Raw genomic sequence first — 24,482 nt, forward strand, 5'->3', positions numbered from 1 at the left:
CCTTATCCCTTCAGCCCGCCCAGGGCGATCCCCTTCACGAAGGCCCTTTGGGCGAGCAGGAAGGCGAGCAGGGTGGGAAGGAGGACCAGGATGGCCCCGGCGGCCACCACGTTCCAGCGGGCCACCTCCTCGTTGAGGAGGAAGTTCACGGCGATCTGCGCCGTTTGCATCTCCCGGCTCTTGGTGACCACCAGGGGCCAGAGGTACATGTTCCAGGTGCCGATGAAGGTGAGGGCGGCGAGGGCTCCCAGGGCGGGCAAGGTGAGGGGAAAGGCCACGTGGCGCAGGGCCTGCCAGTGGCTGGCCCCGTCGATGCGGGCGGCGTCGAAGTAGTCCTCCGGGATGGTCCTCAGGGCCTGGCGCAGGAGGAAGACCCCCAAGGGGCTCGCCAGGAAGGGCACGGTCAGGGCCCAGTAGGTGTCCAGCCACCCCAGGCGGTCCACCAGGAGGTAAAGGGGCAGGAAGGTCACCTCCCCCGGCACCAGGAGGAGGGCCACCGCCAGGCCGAATAGCGCCTCCCGGCCTCGGAAGCGCATCCGGGTAAGGGCGTAGGCGGCGAGGAGGCTCGTCGCCAAAACCCCCAAGGTGACGGCGGCGGAGACCAGGAGGCTATTGAGGAGGAACCGCTCCAAGGGAAACTTGGCCAGGGCCTCGGCGTAGGGGGCCAGGGTGGGGTTGGGGGGTAGGAGGGTAGGGGCGTAGAGGTCCGCCTCGCTCCGGAGGCTCGCCGAGAGGAGGGTGAGGAGGGGTAGGGTGAGGAGGAAGGCGTAGAGGGAGGCTAGGAGGTAGGTGGGGAGGAGCCGGAGCCTCCTACGCATAGTGCACCCTCCGGCCCAAGAGCCAAAACTGCAAGGCGGCGAGACCCAAGAGGACCAGGAAGAGGAGGAAGGCTTCCGCCGCTGCCAGGGGCACTTGGAAGTTGAAGAAGGCGTCTTGATAAACGCGGTAGATCCACACCATGGTGCTTTCCGCTGGGCCTCCGCGGGTTAGGAGGTGGATCTGGCCGAAGGCGGTGAGGCTCTTGAGGACCACCAGGAGCCCCACCAGGAAGAGGGTGGGGGAGAGGAGGGGCAGGGTGATGCGGAAGAAGCGGGTCCAGGGCCCCGCCCCGTCCACGGTGGCCGCCTCGAGGACCTCCTCCGGGATGTTCTGGAGGCCGGCGGTGAGGAGGATAGCGGTGAAGCCCACCCCCGCCCAGGCGGTGATAACCGCCAGGGTGGGCAGGGCCAGCTCGGGGGAGGTGAGCCAGGCCTGCGGGGCGAGGCCCAAGTCGGCCAGGAAGCGGTTCGCCCATCCCCCCACGGGGTGGAGGAACCAGCCCCAGGCCACCGCGGCCACGGCGGTGGGCACGGCGGTGGTGAGGAAAAAGAGGGTGCGGAAGAGGGCCACCCCAGGGTAGGGGCGGTAGACGAGGAGGGCGGCCAGGAGGCCCAGGAGGAGTTCCAGGGGCGCGGTGATCAGGGCGAAGAGAAGGGTGGTCTTCACGCTACGCCAGAACTCGGGCCGGGTGAGGACCTCGAGGTAGTTCCCGAGGCCCACCCATTCCCGCCCCCTGCCGAAGAGGTTTTCCTGGTGCAGGGAAAGCCAGAGGGCGTCCAGGACGGGAAGGATGAGGAAGAGGAGGAAAAGGCCGTAGGCGGGAAGGAGGAAGGGAAAGGGGTCTAGGGCGCTTCGCCCCGCCCTACGGCTTTGCCTGAGGAGGACTCGCTCCACAGGCCGGAGGCTACCGCCCCCGCGTCAGGGTAAGGTCAAGGCCCCGCCGCAGGAGGTCCAGGGAGGGTTGGGGGTCCCCCCGCACCTCCAGGACCAGGGGCCGCCCTAGATACGGGGGAAGCCAACGGCCGTGCTCCAGGACCCCCGTTCCCAGGTTCCAATGGCGGTCGTAGACCCCGTCCGTGTCGTTCAGGTGAAGGTGCTCCGGGTTCAGGGCGAGCCAGGGCTCGGGCTCGGGCACCCGACTGAAAACCCGGGCGTGGGCGGCGTCGAAGCAGAAGCCCATGGTCTCCGGGTAGGCCTCTAGGAGGGGCCGAAGGGCCTCGGGCCCCGGCTCGTGGGTGTTCTCCAGGAGGAGGCGGACCCCGACCGCCTGCGCCCGGCGCACCACGGGCCCGAGGCGTTCCCGAAGGGCCTCCCCCCGGGCCCTGGCCTCCTCCGGGGTGCGGCCGTGGGGGATGCCGGAGTGGAAGACGGCCCGGTCTGCCCCCAGCTCCGCCGCCCGCTCTAGGCCGAAGAGGAGGCGCCGTAGGCTAAGTCCCCGCACCTCGGGGTCGGGGGAGAGGAGGTCCAGGTTCCAGAAGGGCAGGTGCACGGAAGGGCTAGGGCCCTCCGCCAAGGCCCGGCCAAGGGCCTGGAAGAGGTCGTCGTCCTCCAGGTGCTCCGGGTCCAGGTAGACCTCGAGGCCCACCCCCCAGGCCCGGAGGGCCTCGAGGCGCCCCTCCACCTCGCCCACGGGCAGGGAAACCCTTAGGTCCATGCCCGGACTTTAGGGCTTCTCTGTCAGGTAGCGGTCAGCCAGGCGGAATAGGGCCACCGCCGAGGCGGCCCCCAGGACGGGGAAGAGGGCGGGGACCAGGGCGTAGGGGCTCGCCGCCCCCTCCACCCCGAGGAGCCAGGCCAAGAGCCTGGGGGAGAGGTCCCGCGCCGGGTTCAGGGCGAACCCTCCCGGCCCCCCAAGCCCATACCCCACGGCGGCCACGGTGAGGGCCAGCCAGAGGGCCACGATCCTCCCGTCCCTGCCGGCGAAGAGGATCACCGCCATGAGGGCGAAGGTGCCCAAGGTCTCCGCCACCGCCGGGCCGGTCCAGCCGTAGAGGGCCTCGGGGGCGGTGCGGAGAAAGCCGGGCCCGGTGCTGAACACGTTGGGGAGGCCCTGGGCCAGGAGGCCTTCCCGGTAGGCCAGATAGGCGCCCAAGGCCCCCAGGAACCCCCCGAGGAACTGGCCCAGGAGGTACAGGGGCACGAAGCGCCAGGGGAAGAGGCCCCCCAAGGCGAAGGCCAGGGTCACGGCGGGGTTGAGGTGGGCCCCGGAGAGGGGGCGGCTCGCCAAGACCCCCACCAACACGGCAAGCCCCGAGCCCAGGGCGATGGCGTCGTACCCGAAGGCTCCGGGGCGCAGGCGGGGCTCCAGGACGGCGTTGGCGGCGCTTCCCACCGTGAGGAGGACGAGGAGGAAGGTGCCGAGGGTTTCTCCCAGGAGAACCTTTGGCCAGACCATGCTCGCCTCCTCGCCTACCCTGAGCCTAGGGCCGCTCCCGCGGGGGTATGACGGTCTTTGGGGCGGGGGAAGCGGAGGAGGGGCTCTACCCTAAGCCTCACCACCTCCCCCGGCCTCTCCTCCAGCCGCACCCAAGCCTCTCCCATGGGGAGGCGCACCCGGCAGAGCGCCTCGCCCCGCAGGCTTCGGCGTTCCAGGACCGTGCCCACAAGCTCTCCCCCCCGCTTCACCCACTCCTGGCGGAAGGCGAGGACCTCGTCCCCCACGGGGAGGAGGTTGGCCCGGCCGAAGGCGAGGAAGCTCTCCAGGGAGTTGGGGCGGGCGTACACCTCCTCGGGCCTTCCCACCTGCAGAAGCCTCCCCCCGCTCATCACCCCCACCCGGTCGGCCAGGAGCATGGCCTCCTCGGGGTCGTGGGTCACGTGGAGGGCCGTGATCCCCGCCTCCTTGAGGAGGGCGCGCACCTCGAGGCGCAACCCCTCCCGCAGCACGGGGTCCAGGGCGCTGTAGGGTTCGTCCAAGAGGAGAACCTTGGGCCTTCGGGCCAAGGCCCGGGCTAGGGCCACCCGTTGCCGCTGCCCACCCGAAAGCTGGTGGGGCCTCTTGCCCGCGTGGTCCCCAAGCCCTACCCGCTCCAGGAGGGCCAGGGCTTCCTTGCGGTCAGGCCTCGGCATCGCCAGGAGGAGGTGGTCCAGGGCGGTGAGGTGAGGCCAGAGCCCCAGGTCCTGGAAGACGTAGGCCACGCCCCGGCCCTCGGGGGGCACCCGGGTGACGTCCTTTCCCTCCAGGAAGACTTGGCCCCGGTCCGGGGCGAGGAGCCCCGCCACCAGGTTGAGGAGGGTGCTCTTGCCGCTTCCCGAGGCCCCTAGGAGGACAAAGATCTCCCCTTGGGCCACCTCCAGCTCCACCCCCTCAACCCCCCCTCCCCCGGGAAAGCGCTTGGTAAGGGCCTGAAGCCTCACCATCTCGGCCTCCCCAAAAGCCCCAGGGCGGCCACGCCGGCGAGGACCAGGCCTAAGGCGGCCGCCTCCCGGTAGAGCCCCCCGTTAAGGGCGGAGAGGGCCGCCACCCCCACCGTTTCCGCCCCCGGGGCGTAGAGGAGGGCGGAGAGGGTGACCTCGGCGAAGGCCAGGGGAAAGAGGAGGAAGCCGCCAGCGAAGAGGGAAGGCAGGAGGAGGGGGTACCCGAGCCGGAGCCAGCTGCGCCAGAAGGGAAGCCCGTGCACCCTCCCGGCGAGGACCGCCCCCTCCACCCGCGCCCCCGCCTCTAGGGACCTCAGGGCGAGGGCGGCGAAGTTGAGCAAGTAGGCCAGGAGGAGAAGCCAGGGGGTGCCGTAAAGGGGGGTGGGGGCGAGGAGGAGGATGAGCCCGATCCCTAGGAGGGTGCCGGGCATGAGGTAGTTGAGGTCCAGGGCCCCCCGCAAGGCCTTGAGGGTCCGGGGAAAGGGTTTGAGGAGGAGGGCGAGGCCGAGGAGGAGACCGGTGGCGAGGAGGGCGAGAAGGAGGGAGTGGAGAAGGCCCTGGCGGAAAAGGGGCTGGGCGAAAGCCTGGGCGAAGGCGGGGTCCAACGCGCCCGTGTAGGGGTTAAACAGGGCCTCCCGCAGGAGCCCAAGAAGGGAAAGCCCCAAGGACGCTAGGGCGTAGAGGGCGAAGAGGAGGCGGGACACTGGGTGGGGCCTATCCGGGAGGGCTGCCTGGGCCTCGAGGAGGGCCGGCCGGGAGAGGAGGAGGGCTGGCAGGGCCAGGAGCCCCAGCCAAAGCCCCAGGGCGGCCGCCTCGCCCAAGGGGTCTTGCGCCAGGGGGTTCGTGAGCCGGGCGTAGGCCAGGGTGGGGAGGGTGTAGACCCGCTCGGGAAGGCCTAGGACCGCTGGCACGCCGAAGTTCCCCAGGAGGGCCAGGTAGAGGGTGCCTCCGGCCACCAGCAGCGGGGGGAGGAGGGGGGGCAAAAAGGCGCGGAGCCGCCGTAGCCCCTGGACCCCGTGGACCCTGGCCGCCTGGAGCAGGGGGAGGGCGCCCTCCACCTGAGGCTTCAGGAGAAGATAGGCCAGGGGGGTGTAGTGAAGGGTCCAGGCCAGGAGGATCCCCGGCGCCCCATAGGCCTCGAGGCCTAACGTCTGTAGGGAGAACAACACGCCCATCCCGGTGACGAAAGGGGGCACGAGGTAGTTCAGCAGGAGCGGGATTTCCCAAAGGGGCCCCACCCCACCCCGCAGGGCGAGATAGGCGAGGACAAGGCCCAGCCCTAAGGCCAGGAGGCTTCCTCCCAAGGCCAGCGTTCCGGTGAGGAGCACCACGTCCAGGTCCCGGGGGGGAAGGAGGTGGGGGAGGCCCCGGGGGAGGAGGGCCAGGAGGGGCAGGGTGGGGAGGAACGCTAGGGCCGGGAGCGTCCAGGAGAAGAGGGGTCGGGGGAGGGTCATCTTCTCAGCCCGAAGAGGGCGTTAAACCTCTCCAGGGTCTTGGAATCGGCGAAGGTGGCCCGGACGCCCACCACCTTTTCCGGGGCCCCCTTGGGTTTAGGGCTTTGCGGCATGACGGGATAGTAGCCCCTTTCGGCGAAGAGGCGTTGGGCCTCGGGGGAGAGGAGGAAGCGCAGGAACTGCCCCGCCAGTTCGGGGTTGCGGCTCCAGGAGGGTAGGGCCACGGGGGTGGGGACCAGGATGGCCCCGTCCCGGGGATAGACCACGGCCAGGGGCGCTCCCTTGGCCACTTCCTGCCGCACGCCGAAATCGGTGGTGATGGCGATCCCGTACTCCCCCCGGGCTAGCTTCTGCTGGAGGACGGGGTTGGACTGCTCGATGCGCATCCCCTGGCGCTCCAGGCTTTCCAGAAAGCCGAACCCGAAGCGGGCCGCCAGGGTTCCCACCGTGGCCAAGGCGGCCCCGGAAAAGTTGGGGTCCGGCATGGCCAGGAGGCCCCGGTACTCGGGTTTGAGCAGATCGCGCCAGGAGGTGGGGGGCGTCTTGACCCTTTGCGTGTTCACCGCCAGGACGTTGTAGAGGAGGCGCACCTCGTAGTAGAGCCCCCCGCCCTGGGCGTATTGGACGGGGTAACCGGGGACCGTGGGGGGAATGCGGCGGAGGAGCCCCTTTTGGGCCAATTCCTTGAGAAATTCCTCGTTGGCGAACCAGAGCAGGTCGGCCTGGGGGTTCCCGGCCTCCAGCTCCGCCCGGATCTTGGCCACCACCTCCCCCGTGCCCGAACGGAAGACCTGGACCCGCACCCCGGGGCGTTGCGCCTGGAAGGCCTCCACCAGGGCGTTCACGTCCGCCAGGACCTCGGAGGTGTAAAGGGTAAGGGTTCCCTGGGCCAGGGCCGCGGCGCCCAGGACCAGGGAGGCGAGGAAGGCTCTCATGCCCCGGAGGCTAACGGGGATGTGTCAGGTAAGCGTCATGGCGACGGGGCTTCCCTAGCGGAGCCGCTCCCCCAGACGCACCAACCAAAGCCGGGAGGGACCCTCCCGCCCGGTGATGGCGAAGTCGTTGTCGTCCGCGATGGCCAGGGTTTGCCCGTCCTCCAGGAGGGCAAGCCCCTCCAGTTTGTCGGTGTCGAACTCCTTGAGGCGCCACGTTTCCAGAAGTAGCCGCCGCTCGGGAAGCCTTATGCCCAAGGCGGCGTAGTCCACCCCTGCCTTGTCCAGCTCTGGGCTTTCCCCGTCGGGCCGCTCCAGGAGGTTGGTGGCCTGGGCAAAGTCCACCAGGTAGACCCGAGCGCCCCCTTCCCCCCGTTCCAGGAGGAGGATGGTCTGGTCCCGGACGAAGGCGGCGGCGCTGTACTTCAGGTCCCGGGGGCGGTTGGGCTTGGGGTACTCCTTGGGGTCGGAGAAGGGGACCAGGTAGAGCCCTGTGACCTTGGCCCGCAGGGGCTCCGACACGTCCAGCCGCACCGCCCGGGCCACCAGGCTCCGGTCAAAGGCGGGGTCGGCGGTGGGGCCAATGGGGCTTTGTAGGATCAGCCAGGCGGTGGTGCCGTCCTGGGAGAGGGCCAGGTTTTCCAGGCCCCGGTTGGCCCGGCGCTGGCGCAGGATGGACGGCAAGATGTCCTGGACGGCGTAGCTCGCCGCGGGCCGGACTCCCCGTGGGGTGTAGCGGACCAGCACCCGGCCCGAGGGAACGGCGTAGAGGAGGGAGGGGGAGTTTTCCTCCACCATCCAAAAGCCCCCCGAGGGCGTCACCGCCACGTCTTCCACATCCACCCCATCTGGGTCGAGGGGCAGGCGGACCTGGCAACGGGAGTCCACGAAGGGCACGTCCTCCCCGGGGAGGTTGGGCAGGCCGGATAGGGGCGCACCCCTTGGGTTGCGCAGGGGAAGGGCGCGCTCAAGCCGGATCTCCTGGCCCTCCAGGCGGAAGAAGACCACGGTGGGGCTGAAGCGGGGGAGGGGGAAGAACTTGCCCCCCGGGCAGTCCCCGTTGGGCCCCCGATCGGTGACGCCCACGAACCGCCCGCCGCCCAGGTAGAAAAGGCCGGAGCCTAGGCCGGGGCGATCCGAAACGGGCCAGCCCTTCCTCGAGGCCGCCTCCACTTCCTCCTGGGAAAGATGGGGGTTAAGGACCTGGATGGGGGTGGGGGGGAGGGTGTAGACCCCCGTGACGCTGGTTCCTTGGGCCAGGGCCAACCCGGCAAGGAGGATCTGGGGTGCGAGCAACTTCCGCATACGAAGGGAGGCTACCCTCCTTGGGTCATGGGGTTGTCACGCTGGGGGCTTGCGAAGGATAAAGGGGCGGGCCCTGAGGCCCGCCCCGGTGGGATTGGATTGCGGCTTACCTGTTGCAGAAGGGCTTAAGCGCCTCCTCCACCCGCCGCTGCGCTTCCCGCGTGGCCTCGCGCACGTCCTTCCGCCCCAGGACCACCGCCTGCTCCGCCTCGGCGATGATGTCCTTCACCTGCTGGAGGTTGTAGACGGGAAGCTCAGCCCGGGCGTAGGCCAGCTGCTCCCGGGCGGTCTTGGCCTGGGGCCACTCTTGCAGGTATTTCTGCATGATGGGGAGGTTCCAGCTGGAGCGCCGGGCCGCCACGTACCCCGAGTCCAAGGACCACTGCGCCTGAAGCTCGGCGCTGGTCATGAACTTGACGAAGCGCAGGGTGGCCTCCTTCTTGGCCGGATCGGAGCCCTTGAACAGGTAGAAGTTGGCCCCTCCCGTGGGCGTGCCGTAGCGCACCAGCTTGGGCAGGAAGGCGGTACCGAAGGGGAAGCGGGCGTTGGTCCGGATGAAGCCCAGGGAGCCGGTGGAGTGGTAGATCATGGCCACCTTGCCAGCGGCGAAGTCCCCAGGGGTGGTGCCCCAGGCCACCAGGCCAGCGGGGCTCACCCCGTGCTTGCGGGCGAGGTCCGCCTTGAACTGCATGCCCTTGCGTACCGGCTCGGTGTCCACCAAGACCTTGCAGCCCTGGCCCGCAGGGTCGTAGAGGAGGCCCCCCGCTTGGATGGTCAGGGCCTCGAGGAGCCACGTGGACCGGTCCTCCGTGGGGATTGCCACCCCATAGCGGATCACCCGGCCTTGGGCATCCCGCTTGGTGAGCTTCTTGGCGTACTCCACCAGCTCATCCCAGGTGGCGGGGGGCTTTTCCGGGTCCAGCCCCGCCTCCCGGAAGGCTTCCTTGTTGTAGTACAGGATGGGCGTGGAGCGTTGGAAGGGAAGGCTGTAGACCTTTCCGTCCAGGGTGGAGTTCATCATGAAGGCGGGGAAGAAGTCCGCCACGGCCCGCTTGAGCTCGGGGTCCTTGGCGATGTAGGGGTCAAAGGGCTCGATGGCGTCCATGGCCAGGAGGGTGTAGAGCTGCTGGGAAAGGAGGATGGCGGTGTCGGGGGGGTTGCCCGCCCGGATGGCCGCCACCACCTTGGCCTGGTTCTCCTCGTAGTTGCCCCCGAAGACGGTGTTCACCTTGATGCCCGGGTTGCGTTGCTCAAATTCTCGGACGTAGCCCTCAATGAAGCGCGCCAGGGGCCCGGCCACGCCCACGGGGTAGTAGAAGGTGATCGTCACCGACTGCGCCCACGCTAGGCCTAGAACTGCCAACACACCTGCCAGTTTCCGCACCTTCATCACCTCCCTATCCCTTCAGCCCGCTTCGGGCGAAGGCTTCCACGAAGCTCCTTTGGAAAAGGAGGAAGCCCACCACCATGGGTAAGGCCACCAGCACGGCCCCAGCGGCGATGAGGCCCCACTCCATGCCGCTTTCCGCCGACCGGGCGAAGCTGGCGAAGCCCAAGGAGAGCACCCGCTTCTCGGGGCTTTGGATCACCACCAGGGGCCAGAGGAACTCGTTCCAGTGGTAGACGAGGCTCACCAGGGAAAAGGCGGCGAGCTGGGGCCGCACCAGGGGTAGGAGGACCCGCCAGAGCACCTGCCAGGGGGTGGCCCCGTCCACGTAGGCGGCCTCGAGGAGTTCTCTAGGAATTTGGAGAAACCCCTGCCGCAGGAGGAAGGCCCCCGTGGCCGAGGCCACGTAGGGGAGGGCCAGGGCGGTCAGGGTATCCGCCAGGTCTAGGCGCTGGATGAGGAGGAAGTTGGGCAGGATCAAGGCGGAGGGCGGCAGGAAGAGCTGGACCAAGACCAGGTAAAAGAGGCCGTTCTTCCCCCGGGCTTTGAGCTGGGCCAGGGCGAAGCCGGCGGTGGTCACGGTGAAGAGCTGGACCAAAAGGAGTCCTAGGGTGAAGGCCAGGGTGTTCAGGTAGAGCCGGGGGAAGTCCGCGGCCGCCCAGGCCATGCGGAAGTTTTCTAAGGTGAAGCGGCCTATCTCCCCGCGGTTGAGGTCTGCGGTGGGGGTAAAGGCGGCGAGGAGGGTGTAGCCGGCGATGAGGAGGTAAGGGAGGGCCAGGAGGAGGGCGGGGAGCTGGCTTAGCCTTTCCCAGGAGCGGCGGCCCACCCGGCGGATCCAGGCCGCCCCCGCCTTGGGAAAGGCCCTAGCCGTCATAGTGCACCCCCCGTTCCAGGCGGGGGAGGGCGGTGAGGGCTAGGAGGGTAAGGGCGGTGAGGAGCACCAGGGTTAAGGCTCCCGCCTGGGAGAAGTCGAAGTACTCAAAGCCCAGGGTGTAGATGTGGTAGAGGAGGTGGTCCGTGGCCCCCATGGGACCACCCTTGGTGAGGATAAAGATGTGGTCCACGTTGCGCAGGGCGCCCAGGGTGGCCATCACGCCCACGAAGAAGGTGGTGGGGGAGAGGAGGGGTAGGGTGACCCGGAGGAAGGCGGTGAAGCGTCCTGCCCCGTCCACCCGGGCCGCCTCGAGGAGCTCTTTGGGCAGAGCTTGGAGCCCCGCTAGATAGTAGAGCATGTAAAGCCCGGCGTCCTTCAGGACGCCCACCAGGACCACGCTTATGAAGGCGGTCAGGGGCTCCCCTAAGGGGTTTTGCAGGCCGGAAGCCTGGAGAACGCCCCTTAGGGGGCCAAGGGGGTTTAGAAGGTAAAGGAAGACGGCGGCGAAGGCCACCGTGGGGAGGATCACGGGGTGGAAGATGAGGAGCCGGGCTAGGAGGCGGAGGCGGCCGTTTCCCTCCACCGCCAGGGCCGTCAGAAGCCCCAGGATCACGGAAAGGGGCACGGTGAGGAGGGTGTACAGAAGGGTGATCCGAAGGGCGTTTAAGTTTTCCGGGCTAAGGAGCTTACCTAGGGAGGGAAGCCCCTCCCAGGCGGCCAGGACGAAAGGGAAGTAGGTGAAGGCGGCTAGGAAGAAGAGGGTAGGGGCGAGGAGGAGGTAGGGCCAGGGTTTCATCCCGGGGAAACGCTAACTGGCCCGTGTCAGGGAAGGGTCAGGAAGCGTTCCGAAGCCCCCTGGCTCCCTGCGGGGTTCGGCGGGGGTGTCGGCTTCCTTGCCTCGGGATTTAAGGGAAGATTGGTGGAGCGGCGGGTACGGGCTGGCTCTTCCCGGTAGCCACGAGGCTGTGGCGTTTGGGTGGGCGGGCCTTGGATTTAGCCCCCACCTGTTTGCCAGGACGCAACCCCCGGGGGGCGAAACCCCGGGGGGGTTGCTGCCAAACTCACTTCCGGATAAAGCCCGAAACCGCCTTCTGGGCCTCCTCGGGGGTCACGGCCACCTCGAAGGCCCGGTCCGCGGGGGACCGGGGGCCCGGGAGCTCTTGGTCTCCCAGGAGGATGCGGGAAGCCCGCACCGTGGCCCGGTGGGCCGCCTCATTGCCTAAGATCGCCCCCGCGGCCTTTAGGATGTCCTTGTTCCCGATGAGGGGTAAAGCGCCGAGGTAAGCTCCCACAAAGGCGTCCTCCAAGGCGTTGAGGAGCCGGAGGATGCCGAGCTGGTTTCGGGGGCCAAACTCTATAGGATAGCTAAAGTTGGGCTTCTCCACGGGCCGCGACCCCAGGGCTTGGATGGTTTCCCTTAGCGCCTTCACATGGGCCTCCTCTTGGGTCAAGGCCGCCTCCAGGTAATCCTTGACGAGGCCCTGGAAGCCGCCAAAGAGGCTCCGGGTGTAGGCGTCCGCCGCAAGGTACTCCGCGGTGAGGGCCAGTTGAAGGATGTCCAGGTCCGAGGGGCCCTTTTGGGCCAAAGCCCGGCTCACCAGGCTTTGGGCCACCCCCAAGGAAAGACCCGTGGCCGTGAGAACCTTCATGAACTGCCGACGCGCCAAGTTCCTTTCCATACTCCCTCCTTCCGGAGGCCCGTTGTCGGCCTCCTACCCTTCCTTACGGGAGGAGGAGGGGGGATGGATTTGCCCTTTGCGGCGCGCCTTGGCTCCGTACATCCGCTCGTCCGCTAGGGCGTAGAGGGCTTCTCCTTGGGCCTCTTCGGCCAGGGCCACCCCCACGCTCAAGGGGAGGCTTTCCAGATCCCGCAGGGCGCCTTCTAGGAGCTCGCGGGGGAGGATTAGGGCAAACTCGTCCCCGCCCAGGCGGAAAGCCTTTCCCCCACAAGCTTGGGCCACTTCTCCCAAGGTCTTGGCTACCCGCTTTAGAAGGGCGTCTCCGGCCAGGTGCCCCTCTCGGTCGTTGACCTCTTTAAGCCCATCTAGGTCCATGAGGATCAGAGCGTGCCCCGGTGGAAGGCCGCTTTCCAACTGGCGGCTAAAGGCCCGGCGATTGGCCAACCCTGTGAGCCAATCCGTGCGGGCTTGGCGGAGGAGCTCCTCCCGAAAGCCCGCCCCCCTCAAGGCGGAGAGGAGGTGGTCCAGGAAGAGAGCGGCTAGGCGGAGTTCCTCTGGCGCTTCTATCCCAGGATGTTCCAGTAACAGGTAGACAGGGCGCGGGGGCCCGGGAAAGTATCCCCCGTAGCCCTTCGCTCCTTGCGCCCGCACCAGGCCCCGATCCGGGAGCCCCCGGGCCTCCTCCAGGGGGAGCAGGCGCAGATGGGCCCCCGGGAAAACCCAAGGAACCCCCTCTGCCGCCTTCCCTAGGAGATCCTCCCAGGAGAGCTCGGCGAAGCCCGAGGTCACCTCGTGTAACAGAATGAGGCGGAGGAGCAGGGCTTCCCGACTCAGACCCGGTCCACGGGAACCTCCAGAAGGTCCGTCCATGCGTTTACCATGCGGAAGAGGCCCAAAGTGGCCACGGCCTCCTTTACCTCCGCCTCGGAAAGGCCCGCCGCCCGTAGCGGCGAGAGAAGGGCCGGGCTTTGCGGCTGGAGGGCGGCCTCGTGGGCAAAGCGAAGCAGGGCTGCCACTTTGGGCGGTAAGCCTTCGGGGACTTCCCCGCGTCCTAGGGCCTCGAGGATCGCCCCCTCCACCCCTTGGACCATGAGGGCGTGCAGGTGCACTTGGGCCGCATAGGGGGAACCCACCCTTTGGGAGATCACCACCCCCATCATCTCCTTGACGGTCCGGGGAAGGTGGCCCTGGAGAACCACGTGGCGGAACGCCTTCCACAGCGCCGTTTGCACCTCAGGAACCTCACGGGCCTCGGCGAAGATGTTGGGCACAAAGCCAAAGCCTAGCTCGGTGGCGATTTCGCGCTCCAACGGGTCCACGGCGCTCACCTCTTTTCTCATGCTAAGGGACCTGAGGCCGAGGCAAGCCCAGGATCTGGGTGGGGCTGAGGCTTCCTCCGGGAGGCTCCAGGGAAACGGCCAAAGCCTGAGCCTCGGGTGGGAGCTTCAGGACTTTTAGGGGAAGTCGGAAGGTGGAAAGGGGCATAGGATCCCTGTTTCCCAGACCCCACGCTTGGTAAACCCGCCCTGGTGGGGCCCCCTTCTGAAGGACCACTAAGGCCCGCCCGTCCTGGCGGACCACCACGTGCCCTACGCCCTGCCCTTCCGGGTTCACCAAGGCAAAAACCCGGGTGGTGGGCGCCCCTAGGCTCAGGGTCCAGAAGAGGCCGAAGTAGGCCCCGTAGCCCAGAACGAGGTAGACCAGGACCGCCGCCACCCGGGTCAAAAGGGGAAGGATTGGGCGCCGTGCCCGAAGGCGGCGGAGGACCCGGGCTTCTAAGCCTGGGGGCACAGGCTCCGGGGGAAGGCCCGAAGAAAGCTCCGAAGCCGCTTCCAGGAGGGCCTTGGCCTCAGGCCAAAGCTCGGGGTAGCGCTCGAGCGCCTTTTCCACCCGTTTTCGTTCTTCCGGGGAAAGGGCGCCCAAGGCGTAAAGGGGCAGAAGCTCCCGAACTTCCTCAGGGCTCACGCAGTACCTCCCTTAACTTCAAAAGGGCCCTTCTAGCCCAGGTTTTGAGCGTACCCAAGGGGAGTCCTAAAAGCTGTGCCGCTTCCTGGTGGGTGTAGCCTTGGTAGTAGAGCACCTCAATCACCTTCCGCTCTTCGGGGGTCAGGCCCCGCAACGCCCGCTCCAGGAGGCTTCGGTTCAGGTGCGTCTCCTCGTCCAGGGCGGCGCCCGGTAGGTCAAAAGCCTCCTCCTCTTCGGGATCCGGCTCCAAGGGTTTGGGCCGCGCCCTTAGGCGGCGTATCGCATCCACCGCTGCATGGTGTCCTAGGGTGAGGAGAAAAGCCCGGCCGCTTCCTCGTCTAGGGTCAAACTCCTTGGCTTTGTCCCAAACCCTGAGCATGGCCTCTTGCACCACATCCTCCGCCGCGGCGGTGTCCAAGCCCATCCTACGGGCTAGGGCCAAGAAGCTTCCCGCATACCGTTGGAAGAGGGTTCGGAAGGCTTCCTCATCCCCTCTGGCCACCAGGAGGAGAAGGGCTTCATCCGAAAGGGGGTCGGTGGCTTTTTCCCGGCCCATTCTCCTCTACTTTACCCTACGGGTTAGGCCCTTTCCCGGTTTCCCTCCATCGCAACCAGACTTGACCGTTATTCCCCATACAGCCCCAGGAACCTGAGGGCGGAGAGGGGATGGAAGGAGAAGGCCAATAAGGGAGGGTTCTCTATCCTCCACCGCCCGCCTCAAAAGCGCTCTTGGCTTCCCCTTCAGGAACAAGAGGTAGTCTGGCCCTTCCCCGGATGGCCTCGGCCCCTTCCAGGGGTGGGTAACCCGCATCGCAAAGAAGCCAAAAGCTACCCCAGGGCCTCCGCTTCGGGGAAAAGGGAGGGGAGGGCCTTGTGCTGGGCCTGCGGGTCCAGGCCGTGGAGGAGGGTGGTGTAGAGTCCCGGGGGTTTGGAAAGGCCCAGGTGGGGAAGGAGGCGAGGGCTGGTGTGGGCGAAGCCAGCCGCGCCGCGAAGGGGTCCACGCAACCAAGGGAAGCCAGGAGGACGAGGGTCAAGAGGCCCCACGAGGGGTACTGCCGGTTTTTGCCTCGAGGGTCGGGGACTTGGGCCAATGCCTCATGGGGCGATGTCTACTCCAAAGGGGGTATAGCAGCCAAGTCCGGGTGTTGGAAGGGGTGAGGATGGGGCTGGAGGATGGGTATTGGGCGAAGGAAAGACGAGGAGAGCGAGGGTGCGTGTGCGCTTGCAGCTCGGGGGCGATGGCTTCAAGATACGGGCTCTGCCCGTGACCGGGCTTCTTCTTTCCCTTCTCTCTCCTTCGCCGGGGGACAAGGCGATTTACTAGGCAAGCCCGTACCTTCTTGACAAGGCGTACACCCCACGCTATGATTAGTTTGAGTCGGGAAAAAAAGAAAGGCTTCCCAATCTTCAAGCTTGTTTGTCTCCCGGCTCAGTGGGAGGTGCCGTATGTGGAAGCGGTGGCTTGGTGTTTTGGCTCTTCTAGTATTGGCAACGGGTTCTTGGGCACAACAACGTCCCCTAGTGGTCGGAGTAAGCTGGGCTAATTTCCAGGAAGAGCGTTGGCGTCGGGATGAGGCTGCGATTAAAGAGCAGCTGGCTCGTATGGGTGCTCAATACGTGAGCACCGATGCGCAGAGCTCGGCGGAGAAGCAACTTAACGATGTGGACAGCCTTATTTCCCGGGGAGTGAACGCTCTCATCATCTTGGCTTGGGATAAAGACGCTATTCTCCCTGCGGTTCAGAAGGCTCGTGCAGCTGGGATTCCGGTGGTGGCGTACGACCGTCTCATTGCGGATCCTTACGCCTTCTATATCTCTTTTGACAATGTTGAAGTGGGCAGGCAACAAGCCCGGGCAGTGTACCAAGTGCGGCCCAGGGGGAATTATGTCTTCATCCTAGGCTCGCCTACAGACCCCAACGCCGACCTTCTGCACCAAGGACAGCTGGAAGTTCTGCAACCTGCTATCAGTAGAGGAGAGATTCGCGTGGTGGGCAAGCAGTACACGGAAGGTTGGCGTCCAGAAGTGGCCCAACGCAACATGGAGCAAATCCTGGCAGCTAACCGTAACCAGGTGGATGCGGTGGTTGCCTCCAACGACGGCACCGCGGGGGGTGTTATTGCTGCGTTGGCCTCCGTGGGGTTGGCGGGAAGGGTTCCGGTTTCTGGTCAGGATGGTGATTGGCCCGCATTGAACCGGGTAGCCCGGGGATTGCAAACGGTGAGCGTTTGGAAGGATGCCCGAGAGCTCGGGCGTCGGGCTGCTGAAATTGCCGTTCTCTTGGCCCGTGGGACCCGTCCTGAGCAGATACAGGGTGTGCAGAGGTTCCGGGTGCCTGGAGACCCTCGAGGAACCGTTGTGAATGCAGTGCTGCTCCGACCTATCCCCATTACCCGCGACAATCTCCATATTGTCCTCGAGGCTGGTTGGATTACCAAGGAAGCCCTCTGTCAAGGGGTGAGCGGGCCTCAGGCTCCCGCGGCTTGTCGCTAGCCCACGTGGGGCCCAGGGGAAATATCCCCTGGGCCCTTTTGGAGAAACGTCATGGAGATGATGCGTTCTTCAGCGAGAGGTTCCCGTCCAGAGATGGATATCTACTCCCAGAACCTTTTCCTCCTCCTTGTGCTGGGAATCCTCTGGGGTGCCTTCCACCTGATGACCTTAGGCCAACCCGGGAAGTTTCTGAGCCCCCAAAATCTCTGGAACCTTTCCGTGCAAACTGCGGTGGTGGCCATCCTAGTGGGAGGCATGGTCTTGGTCATTGTGGCTCGGCAGATTGACCTTAGCGTGGGGTCGCTTTTGGGATTTACCGGTATGACCATGGCCCTTTTGCAGGCAGTACCCCCTATCGGGCAAGCGTGGCCTTGGCCCCTGGCGCTTATGGTGGGCCTGGCATTGGGGACCGGGGCTGGTCTTCTGCAAGGCTACCTAATTGCTTATCTTGGGGCACCTTCGTTCATTGTAACCATGGCCGGGCTACTCGTTTTCCGCAACCTCGCTTACCTAATCGCCGAGGGTAGGACCATAGGCCCCCTCCAAGACGGGTTCCTCATCTTGGGCGGGGGGCTTCAAGGTTCCCTTGGGCCTTTTTGGTCCGGCATCGTAACCCTCTCCGCCTTGGCTTATACCCTCTGGGTAGTGTGGCGGGGACGGTGGCTTAGGCAACGCCATGGCCTCGCTGTCCGTCCTCTCTGGGTGGATGGTGTTGTGAGCATTTTCCTGGTGGCGGTCTACGCAGGTTTCCTCTGGGTGATGAACAGTTTCCCCCACCCCGTTACGGGCAAAGGCCGGGGAATTCCTGTGCCGGTGCTCCTCGCCCTTGGGGTTCTGGTTTTCCTTCATTGGCTGTCCCAGCGTACTCGTTTTGGGCGATATGTCTACGCCATTGGCGGCAACCCTGAAGCCGCCCTCTTGGCGGGGATTCCCGTGCGCCGTGTCCAGGTTTTGGTGTTCGGCTTGATGGGCTTTCTGGCCGCACTGGCTGGGGCGGTACAAGCTGCGCGGCTTGCGTTTGTTCCCACGGGCATGGGAACCCTTTTGGAACTCTACGTCATCGCGGCAGCGGTGGTGGGGGGTACCTCGCTAGCTGGGGGCAGTGGTACCATCCTTGGAGCTGCTTTGGGGGCACTGATTATGTCTAGCCTGCAAAACGGATTGGTCTTAATGGGCGTTCCCACGGAGTGGCAAAACCTGATCTTGGGCGTGGTTCTGGTAGCTGCAGCCGTGTGGAACGCTCGCTTTCACCGGAGGCGGGCATGAGCTTGCCTTTGCTCCGTGCAGAAAACATTTCCTTGCGTTTCGGTGGGCTGCAAGCTTTGGACCAAGTTTCCTTTGATCTTTACGAGGGCGAGGTCCATAGCTTGGTGGGGCATAACGGGGCGGGGAAGACCACCTTTATCCGGGTCCTCTCCGGGGTCTACGCCCCACAGGGGGGTAGGCTTCTCCTACGGGTAGGCCAGGGATTGGAAGAAGTGCGTTTTGCTTCACCTCGGGATGCTCAGCGCTTTGGAATCGAAACCATACACCAGAACCTGGCCTTGGCAGACAACTTGGATGCGGTGGCCAACGTCTTCTTGGGTCGGGAGCAGGTTCGTCGCCTTTCTCTGGATGAGGAAGCCATGGAATCCGAGGCCCGCAAGGTTGTGGAGCGGGTAGGGGCTAGGCTTCCTTCCCTTAGGGTTCCCGTGCACCGGCTATCAGGCGGGCAGCGTCAAGCGGTGGCCATCGCCCGGGCTCTGCTCTTCCGGGCTCGGGTGCTTATCATGGACGAACCCACAGCCGCTTTGGGTCCTGGGGAAACGGCTCGGGTGAAAGGGCTTATCCGCACCCTTCGGGACGAGGGATTGGGCATTATCCTAATCAGCCACGATCTCCACGATGTCTTTGACCTTAGTGACCGGATCACGGTGATGAAGGGAGGAAGAGTGGTGGGAACTGTACGGGCGCAGGAGAGCTCGCAGGAAGAGGTATTAGGGATGATTTTGGCGGGAGAGCTTAGGAGGTCGGCCGGGGTTTGACAAAATGCGAAACAGTATGCCCAATGCATACGAGGTCCCTAAAGGTGGAACGCGGCTACTTCGCCGCTGGCACAAGGCAAGGATCCTGGACTTGTTACGCAAAGAGCCCGGCCTCTCTCGGAGTGATCTGGCAAAGCAGTTAGAGCTTTCCCCTTCTGCTGTTACCGAGGCTGTGACCGAGCTTCTGGAAGAGGGGCTCATCTTGGAGCGGCCCCTTCCTCCCCAGGGCCAGGGCCGGCCCTCCATCGCCCTCGAGGTGGAGGGGGAAACGAACGTGGTGTTGGCCTGGGAAATAGATGTGGACCGCATGGCGGTAGCCCTTATGAGTCTGGGGGGCGCGGTGCGGGCCAAGACCCTTCTTCCTCCGGCGCCGAAGGACCCGGATGAGGCCATTAGCCTCTTAGCAGAAGCGACGAGACCCCTGATTTCCGAGAAGCGGGTACTGGGCGTGGGCGTCACGGTGCCGGGCCTTGTGGAGCCCGAAGAGGGGCACTTGACCCTGGCGCCCAACCTGGGCTGGCAGGACATGGCCCTAGGGGAGATGGTTCGAGAAACCATGGTGGACCTGGGGCTCCCCGAGGTCCCCCTGGTGGTGGAGAACGAAGCGAATGCGGCCGCCTACGGCCTTTACGCCTTGGGGGGATGGGAGGTGGACCACTGCGTGTACCTCAACCTAGGCGTGGGCGTGGGGGGTGGGGTGGTGGTGGACCGTAAGGTCTACCATGGGGCCCGCTTCCACGCCGGGGAGGTGGGCCACATTCCCCTGAACCCCGAAGGCCCTGCCTGTGGTTGTGGCAAACAGGGGTGCGCCGAGGTATATTTGAGCTTTCGCAGGTGGAAGGCCAGTCCCTCGGAGGCGCTCTTGTCCGAGATGGCGGAAAAGCTCGCCCACCTTTGTGCCATCGTGTTGAGCACGCTAGACCCAGCCCTTGTTGTTTTGGGAGGACCCTTGGCGGAGGCGACGGGGGAGGCGCTCCTTCTGGAAGTGCGGCTTAGGCTTCCTCGCTACGCCCTGCGGGTTCACAGCCCAGATCAGGTGGTGCTTTCCCCCTTCGGCCGGGAAGCCGCCCTTTTGGGAGCAGGCGCCTTGGCGGCTACCCACTTCATAGAGCAGATGGCTTTTGCGGAGGTGGTGTAAGTGTACGAACCGAAGCCGGAACACAAGTTTACCTTTGGCCTCTGGACAGTGGGCAACGTAGGCCGTGATCCTTTTGGGGATGCGGTTCGGGAGAGGTTGGACCCGGTATATGTGGTCCATAAATTGGCAGAACTAGGCGTATACGGGGTGAACCTTCATGACGAGGATCTGATCCCCAGGGGTACACCGCCTCGGGAACGCGACGAGATCGTGCGTCGCTTTAAGAAGGCCCTCGAGGAAACCGGCTTGCGGGTGCCCATGGTGACGGCTAACCTCTTTTCTGATCCCGCTTTCAAAGATGGCGCTTTGACAAGCCCAGACCCCTGGGTTAGGGCCTACGCCCTGCGCAAAAGCCTGGAAACCATGGACCTGGGGGCGGAGCTGGGGGCGGAGATCTACGTGGTGTGGCCGGGTAGGGAAGGGGCAGAGGTGGAGGCCACGGGCAAGAGCCGCCACGTCTGGGCGTGGGTGCGGGAAGCCCTCAACTACATGGCCGCCTACGCCGAGGACCAGGGCTACGGGTACCGCTTTGCCCTGGAGCCTAAACCGAACGAGCCCAGGGGCGATATCTACTTCGCTACCGTGGGCAGCATGTTGGCCTTCATCTACACCCTGGACCGTCCCGAACGCTTTGGCCTCAACCCAGAGTTCGCTCACGAAACCATGGCGGGGCTCAACTTCGTCCACGCCGTGGCCCAGGTTCTCGAGGCCGGCAAACTTTTCCACATCGACCTCAACGACCAGCGCATGAGTCGGTTTGACCAGGATCTGCGCTTTGGAGCGGAGAACCTAAAGGCCGCGTTCTTCTTGGTGGATCTTTTGGAGCAATCCGGCTACCAAGGGCCACGGCATTTTGACGCCCACGCCCTGAGGACGGAGGACGAGGAGGGGGTTTGGGCTTTTGCCAAGGGATGCATGCGCACGTACCTCATCCTGAAGGAGAAGGCCCGCGCCTTCCGCCAGGATCCCGAGGTCCAAGCGCTGCTTGCGGAGTATTACCGGAAGGACGAGAGGGCCTTGGCCTTCCTTGGCCCCTACAGCCGGGACAAAGCCGAGGCCCTGAAGCGCGCGGATCTTCCCTTAGAAGCCTTAAGGCGACGCGGGTACGCTTTGGAGCGGTTGGACCAGCTGGCGGTGGAGTACCTCTTGGGGGTTCGCGGATGAAAGTGGTTCTGGGGTTGGACCTGGGCACGAGCGGCCTCAAAGGGGTGGCTTTGGACCCCAGGGGCCAGAAGCTCGCTGAGGCCCGGGCTCCTTACCCACTGCACGTCCCAAGACCCGGGTGGACCGAGCAGGACCCCCATGACTGGGCCAGGGCTTTGCGGGAGGTTCTCCAGGCCCTCACCTCCCAGCTCCCCCAGGTGGAGGTGGTGGCCATTGGACTCTCGGGCCAGATGCACGGGGCTGTTTTCCTGGACCGTGCGGGCCAGCCCCTGCTCCCTGCCCCTCTGTGGAACGATCAACGCACCGCTGAGGAGGCCAAAAGGATAGAGGAGGTTATTCCGCGCCCCGAGCTCATCCGGCGCACGGGTAATCCAGCCATCACCGGGTTCCAGCTTCCAAAGATCCTTTGGTTGCGGCACCAACATCCCGACCTTTTCCGCCAGGTTTACAAGGTGCTGCTGCCTAAGGATTACCTGGGCTTCCTTCTGACCGGGAAACTGGCCACGGAGTACTCCGACGCCTCTGGGGTGGGAGCCATGGCCATCCGGGAAAAGGTCTGGGACGAAGACCTCCTCGGTGCCCTGGGTTTGTCCTCCGCCCTTTTCCCGGAGCTAGGGGAAAGCCACCGCGTGGTGGGTGGTCTGCGCCCAGAGTGGGCTTCGGCGGTGGGGTTAAAAGCCGGTACCCCGGTGGTGGCGGGGGCGGGAGATAACGCCGCTGCCGCTATCGGTCTGGGCGTTTCTCGGCACCGCCGGGGGGTTGGGAGCCTTTCCTTGGGTACCAGCGGGGTGATCTTCCTTCCCCTCGAGGAACCCGTGGCCGATCCCGAGGGCCGGATCCATCTGTTCTGCCATGCCGATGGCGCCTACCACCTCCTGGGAGTGACCCTGAGCGCCGCGGGGAGCTTGGAGTGGTTGCGCGGGCTCTTCCCGGAGGTTTCCTTAGAGACTCTTCTGAAAGAGGCGGAACAAGCGCCCCTAGGGGCTTTAGGGCTTTACTTTCTCCCGTTTTTGGCCGGGGAGCGGAGCCCCTATCTGGAGCCTAGGCTTCGGGGAGCTTTTCTGGGCCTTTCCCTGGCTCATGAACGTGGCCACCTGGTACGGGCTGTCTTGGAGGGGGTGGCTTTAAGCCTGGGAGTCGTTTACGAGGCCATGCGCTCTTTGGCCCAAGTGGAAATGTTTTTGGTCACAGGAGGCGGTTCGGCTTCGGATCTTTGGCTTGGCCTCTTGGGCGGGGTCTTACAGGTTCCCCTTTACCGGGTGGCGGGGGAAGAGGGAGCAGCGCGGGGGGCTGCCATTTTGGCCATGGTGGGAGGGGGGGTTTACCAAGACCTCGAGGCCGCCCTTAGGGCCACGCGGCTTACGGAGGTGGCGGCGCCCCCGGCGATCACGGGAGTCCGTCAGCTTCTCCCGGAATACGAGGCTTGGGTGGCCGCGCTTCTGGAACGTTACCGGAGGGTATAGGTGCTACACGAGCATTGGCAGAGGTTGCGCTCCTGGATGGAAACGCAGGGGTTTTCCCGCTTTTTTGTGGCTCGCCCCGAGAACTTTTCTTGGCTTACGGGGGGCAGCAACACCCTAGGGTGGGGGGAGGGGGTGGCCTATCTGGAGGTGGGGGAAAAGCTTGTCCTGCACACCACTCGAATAGAACACCCGCGCATGGTGGAGGAGGAGGTCCCTGGGCTTCCCGTGAAGGTACACCCATGGTACGCCTTTCCCCCACCGGAAAGCCCTAACGATTACGAGCACGATCTCACACCCCTGCGGCTTGTCCTTAGCCAGGAGGCGCAGGAGGCATTTCGCCGCCTGGGGCGGGAGGCGGCGGAGGCTGTTGGCGAGGTGGTGCGGGCCGCTAAGCCCACATGGAAGGAAGAGGAGCTAGCGGGAAGCTTGGCGGAGGCCCTGTGGGGATTGGGGATCCGTCCCCAGCTCCTGTTGGTGGCGGGGGAAGAGCGGCTCTTTCGGCACCGCCACCCCTTACCCAAGGACCGACCCTTGGGGCGGAGTTTCATGGCGGTGGTGTGCGCCGAGCGGGGCGGGTTGGTGGCCAACCTAACGCGGATGGCGAACCTGGGGGATGCCGAGGTGGAGGCTCGTTACAGGAAGGTCTTGGAGGTGGAGGCGGTGGCGTTGGCCTCTTCTAGACCCGGGGTTAGGTTGGGGGAGGTTTTCGCCGCTTTGCAAGCTGCGTATGCGCGGGTGGGTTTTCCTTCGGCTTGGGAGGAGCACCACCAGGGGGGAGTGGGGGGGTACCGTTCCCGGGAGGCCATCGCGGTTCCTAACCATCCTTTGGTTTTGGAGGAAGGGATGGCTCTTGCTTGGAACCCTAGCCTGCCTGGGGCCAAGGTGGAGGATACGTTCCTCCTCACCGGAGAAGGGCTTGTCAACCTTACCGAGGATTCCCGTTGGCCCCAGGTGTGGGTGGCAGAAAGGGCGAGGCCCGACCTTTGGAGGGGCGGATGGTAAGGGTTGGTTTGGTGGGTGCCGGATGGTGGTCCCGGGAAGTACACGCCCCTGCGTTTCACGGGGCCGGGGCCAGGATCCAGGGCGTTTACGCTCCCGGAAGCCTTCGGGCTCAGTCCTTGGCGGAGGCATATGGGGCCAAGGTCTATGAAGACTATGGAGTCTTCTTGCAGGATGTGGACGCCGTGGCTATCGCCACTCCGGACGCCACTCACGTCCCCCTGGCCCTCGAGGCGGTGCGGCAAGGCAAGCACCTGTTCTTGGAAAAGCCAGTGGCGGTGAACTTAGAGGAGGCCGAGACGCTTTTGCATGCGGTCCAGGCCCAGGGAGTGGTGGCCATGACCGCCCTTACTGCCCGGGCGGATTGGGCAGCGGAGAGCGCCCTCGCCTACCGCGAGCAGTTGGGGAACATTGTTGCCTTTCGGGGCGCCTTTTGGGCGGATTACTTGGCCGATCCCCAGGCACCCCTTCCTTGGCGGGCGACGTTGGCAGGTGGGGGTCCTGCGGGGGTGGTGGGGGATCTGGGGGCACATCTTTTTGATCTCGCGGCCTGGCTTTTGGGTGCCCCTATAGAGAGGGTCCGGGCCCAGGTGGCGACCGTATTTCCGGGGAGGGAGAACCCGGATTTGGCCGGGATTTTGGCCCAAGCGGGGGGTGCGTTGGGCGTCTTGGAGCTTTCGCGGGTTCACCCGGTGCGGCCGCAACGCCTTTATCTGGAACTGGAAGGGGAAAAGGGCGCCTTGCGGGTGGTACCTTCTCTAGCGGGAAGGGCAGATGAAGCGCAACTCTTCTGGGCCCCCAGGCCCGGAGCATGGGCGCCTCTTCCCCTTGAGCCTTCCCTGCTTCGGGGGAGAAACCCTGAGGAGCCTTGGGGGCTTTTTCACTTTCGAGAGCTAGTCCGCCGCTTTTTGCAGGCTGTGTCCCAGGGATCAACGGCTACCCCTTCCCTGCGCGACGGGGTGGTGGCCCAGGCGGTCATCCAGGCAGTTCTGGACAGCGCTCGAGGGGGATGCGAAAGGGAGGTAGTTTATGTTTGAGGGTAAAGTGGCGGTGATCACGGGGGCTAGCAGAGGCATAGGGCGGGCCATTGCCTTGGCCTTGGCACAACGGGGTGCCAAGGTAGTCCTGGCTGCCCGAGATCGGGGGCGCCTCGAGGCGGTGCGAAAAGAGGCGGAAACCCTGGGTGCGCAAGCCTTGGCGGTGGCGGGGGACTTGCGGAGGGAGGAAGCCGTTGAGGCACTGCGCCAGCAGACCCTCAACGCTTTCGGCACGGTGGACATCGTGGTGAACAACGCCGGGGTGGGTAAGCCCACATTCCGCACCCCCTTCACTCCAGCAGGTAATATCGCCCGGCCCCCAGGAGGCGCGCCGCGGTCTCGTGATGGGGAGCCAGGTTGAGGACGAACCACCTGCCCCCCAGCTCCACCAG

At 65.5% G+C, this 24,482-nt stretch carries 25 protein-coding genes and 1 pseudogene; 9 read left to right on the forward strand and 17 right to left on the reverse strand.

The genetic code is table 11. The features are described from left to right. Nucleotides 1-2: 2 nt before the first annotated feature. The 17 genes from ABXG85_RS08290 to ABXG85_RS08370 all read right to left on the reverse strand — a co-directional run bounded on the left by ABXG85_RS08290 (nt 3) and on the right by ABXG85_RS08370 (nt 14,777). Entirely contained in the window at nt 3-818 is an 816-nt protein-coding gene (locus tag ABXG85_RS08290; protein ID WP_353513249.1) for a carbohydrate ABC transporter permease, read from the reverse strand. After that, complete coding sequence (locus tag ABXG85_RS08295) at nt 811-1,713, reverse strand: carbohydrate ABC transporter permease (protein ID WP_353513250.1); 903 nt, start codon at nt 1,711-1,713, stop codon at nt 811-813. Before ABXG85_RS08295 ends, ABXG85_RS08290 begins: the two co-directional genes overlap by 8 nt. A gap of 10 nt (nt 1,714-1,723) precedes the next feature. Then, entirely contained in the window at nt 1,724-2,473 is a 750-nt protein-coding gene (locus tag ABXG85_RS08300; RefSeq protein WP_353513251.1) for a sugar phosphate isomerase/epimerase family protein, read from the reverse strand. A gap of 9 nt (nt 2,474-2,482) precedes the next feature. After that, nucleotides 2,483-3,214 carry an MIP/aquaporin family protein gene (locus tag ABXG85_RS08305; protein ID WP_353513252.1) on the reverse strand — a complete coding sequence of 244 codons (732 nt, stop codon included), beginning with the start codon at nt 3,212-3,214 and terminating at the stop codon, nt 2,483-2,485. Between the two features lie 14 nt (nt 3,215-3,228). Continuing rightward, nucleotides 3,229-4,179 carry an ABC transporter ATP-binding protein gene (locus ABXG85_RS08310; RefSeq protein ID WP_353513253.1) on the reverse strand — a complete coding sequence of 317 codons (951 nt, stop codon included), beginning with the start codon at nt 4,177-4,179 and terminating at the stop codon, nt 3,229-3,231. Continuing rightward, complete coding sequence (locus ABXG85_RS08315) at nt 4,173-5,630, reverse strand: ABC transporter permease family protein (protein ID WP_353513254.1); 1,458 nt, start codon at nt 5,628-5,630, stop codon at nt 4,173-4,175. Before ABXG85_RS08315 ends, ABXG85_RS08310 begins: the two co-directional genes overlap by 7 nt. After that, complete coding sequence (locus ABXG85_RS08320; protein ID WP_353513255.1) at nt 5,627-6,565, reverse strand: ABC transporter substrate-binding protein; 939 nt, start codon at nt 6,563-6,565, stop codon at nt 5,627-5,629. The genes ABXG85_RS08315 and ABXG85_RS08320 overlap by 4 nt, the downstream gene beginning before the upstream one ends. Before the next feature lie 54 nt (nt 6,566-6,619). Next, complete coding sequence (locus ABXG85_RS08325; protein ID WP_353513256.1) at nt 6,620-7,867, reverse strand: esterase-like activity of phytase family protein; 1,248 nt, start codon at nt 7,865-7,867, stop codon at nt 6,620-6,622. Between the two features lie 106 nt (nt 7,868-7,973). Further along, nucleotides 7,974-9,257, reverse strand: coding sequence for an ABC transporter substrate-binding protein (locus ABXG85_RS08330; protein ID WP_353513257.1), 1,284 nt, complete (start codon nt 9,255-9,257; stop codon nt 7,974-7,976). Between the two features lie 7 nt (nt 9,258-9,264). Then, complete coding sequence (locus ABXG85_RS08335) at nt 9,265-10,128, reverse strand: carbohydrate ABC transporter permease (RefSeq protein ID WP_353513258.1); 864 nt, start codon at nt 10,126-10,128, stop codon at nt 9,265-9,267. Continuing rightward, on the reverse strand, nt 10,118-10,924 hold the full coding sequence (locus ABXG85_RS08340; RefSeq protein ID WP_353513259.1) for a carbohydrate ABC transporter permease: 807 nt from the start codon (nt 10,922-10,924) through the stop codon (nt 10,118-10,120). The genes ABXG85_RS08335 and ABXG85_RS08340 overlap by 11 nt, the downstream gene beginning before the upstream one ends. A 265-nt stretch (nt 10,925-11,189) precedes the next feature. After that, complete coding sequence (locus tag ABXG85_RS08345; RefSeq protein ID WP_353513260.1) at nt 11,190-11,807, reverse strand: ferritin-like domain-containing protein; 618 nt, start codon at nt 11,805-11,807, stop codon at nt 11,190-11,192. Between the two features lie 33 nt (nt 11,808-11,840). Further along, nucleotides 11,841-12,596: a GGDEF domain-containing protein gene (locus ABXG85_RS08350; protein WP_353513261.1), complete on the reverse strand. Its 756-nt coding sequence runs from the start codon at nt 12,594-12,596 to the stop codon at nt 11,841-11,843. Nucleotides 12,597-12,637: 41 nt separating this feature from the next. Continuing rightward, a complete protein-coding gene (locus ABXG85_RS08355; RefSeq protein ID WP_353513262.1) occupies nt 12,638-13,126 on the reverse strand; it encodes a carboxymuconolactone decarboxylase family protein in 489 nt (162 codons plus the stop codon). Between the two features lie 22 nt (nt 13,127-13,148). Continuing rightward, the gene (locus ABXG85_RS08360) at nt 13,149-13,772 is read right to left on the reverse strand and encodes an anti-sigma factor (protein WP_353513263.1); all 624 of its coding nucleotides are present in this window, start codon (nt 13,770-13,772) and stop codon (nt 13,149-13,151) included. Continuing rightward, complete coding sequence (locus ABXG85_RS08365) at nt 13,762-14,328, reverse strand: sigma-70 family RNA polymerase sigma factor (RefSeq protein ID WP_353513264.1); 567 nt, start codon at nt 14,326-14,328, stop codon at nt 13,762-13,764. Before ABXG85_RS08365 ends, ABXG85_RS08360 begins: the two co-directional genes overlap by 11 nt. A gap of 272 nt (nt 14,329-14,600) precedes the next feature. Continuing rightward, the gene (locus tag ABXG85_RS08370) at nt 14,601-14,777 is read right to left on the reverse strand and encodes a hypothetical protein (RefSeq protein WP_353513265.1); all 177 of its coding nucleotides are present in this window, start codon (nt 14,775-14,777) and stop codon (nt 14,601-14,603) included. Nucleotides 14,778-15,218: 441 nt separating this feature from the next. Between ABXG85_RS08370 and xylF the strand changes: the two genes are divergently transcribed. The 9 genes and pseudogenes from xylF to ABXG85_RS08415 form a co-directional block, all read left to right on the forward strand. After that, nucleotides 15,219-16,265 (forward strand): D-xylose ABC transporter substrate-binding protein, encoded by a 1,047-nt coding sequence (gene xylF / locus ABXG85_RS08375; protein WP_353513266.1) that lies wholly within the window; start codon nt 15,219-15,221, stop codon nt 16,263-16,265. A gap of 162 nt (nt 16,266-16,427) precedes the next feature. Beyond that, nucleotides 16,428-17,531: a sugar ABC transporter permease gene (locus tag ABXG85_RS08380; RefSeq protein ID WP_353513274.1), complete on the forward strand. Its 1,104-nt coding sequence runs from the start codon at nt 16,428-16,430 to the stop codon at nt 17,529-17,531. Further along, nucleotides 17,528-18,289, forward strand: a complete 762-nt coding sequence (locus ABXG85_RS08385; protein ID WP_353513267.1) for an ATP-binding cassette domain-containing protein — start codon at nt 17,528-17,530, stop codon at nt 18,287-18,289. The genes ABXG85_RS08380 and ABXG85_RS08385 overlap by 4 nt, the downstream gene beginning before the upstream one ends. A gap of 16 nt (nt 18,290-18,305) precedes the next feature. Then, nucleotides 18,306-19,427 (forward strand): ROK family transcriptional regulator, encoded by a 1,122-nt coding sequence (locus ABXG85_RS08390; RefSeq protein ID WP_353513268.1) that lies wholly within the window; start codon nt 18,306-18,308, stop codon nt 19,425-19,427. Beyond that, nucleotides 19,428-20,591, forward strand: coding sequence for a xylose isomerase (xylA, locus tag ABXG85_RS08395; RefSeq protein WP_353513269.1), 1,164 nt, complete (start codon nt 19,428-19,430; stop codon nt 20,589-20,591). Next, nucleotides 20,588-22,054, forward strand: a complete 1,467-nt coding sequence (gene xylB, locus ABXG85_RS08400; protein WP_353513270.1) for a xylulokinase — start codon at nt 20,588-20,590, stop codon at nt 22,052-22,054. The genes xylA and xylB overlap by 4 nt, the downstream gene beginning before the upstream one ends. Before the next feature lie 36 nt (nt 22,055-22,090). Then, nucleotides 22,091-23,056: a M24 family metallopeptidase gene (locus ABXG85_RS08405; RefSeq protein ID WP_486401645.1), complete on the forward strand. Its 966-nt coding sequence runs from the start codon at nt 22,091-22,093 to the stop codon at nt 23,054-23,056. Continuing rightward, nucleotides 23,050-24,090 carry a Gfo/Idh/MocA family protein gene (locus tag ABXG85_RS08410; RefSeq protein WP_353513272.1) on the forward strand — a complete coding sequence of 347 codons (1,041 nt, stop codon included), beginning with the start codon at nt 23,050-23,052 and terminating at the stop codon, nt 24,088-24,090. Before ABXG85_RS08405 ends, ABXG85_RS08410 begins: the two co-directional genes overlap by 7 nt. Continuing rightward, nucleotides 24,083-24,370 (forward strand): annotated as a pseudogene (locus tag ABXG85_RS08415) (SDR family NAD(P)-dependent oxidoreductase); the annotation flags it as partial. The gene ABXG85_RS08410 and the pseudogene ABXG85_RS08415, both read left to right, overlap by 8 nt. Nucleotides 24,371-24,482: the final 112 nt, after the last annotated feature.

It is taken from the genome of Thermus sp. LT1-2-5 (genome assembly GCF_040363165.1).
In the GTDB taxonomy this organism is placed as follows: Bacteria; Deinococcota; Deinococci; order Deinococcales; family Thermaceae; genus Thermus.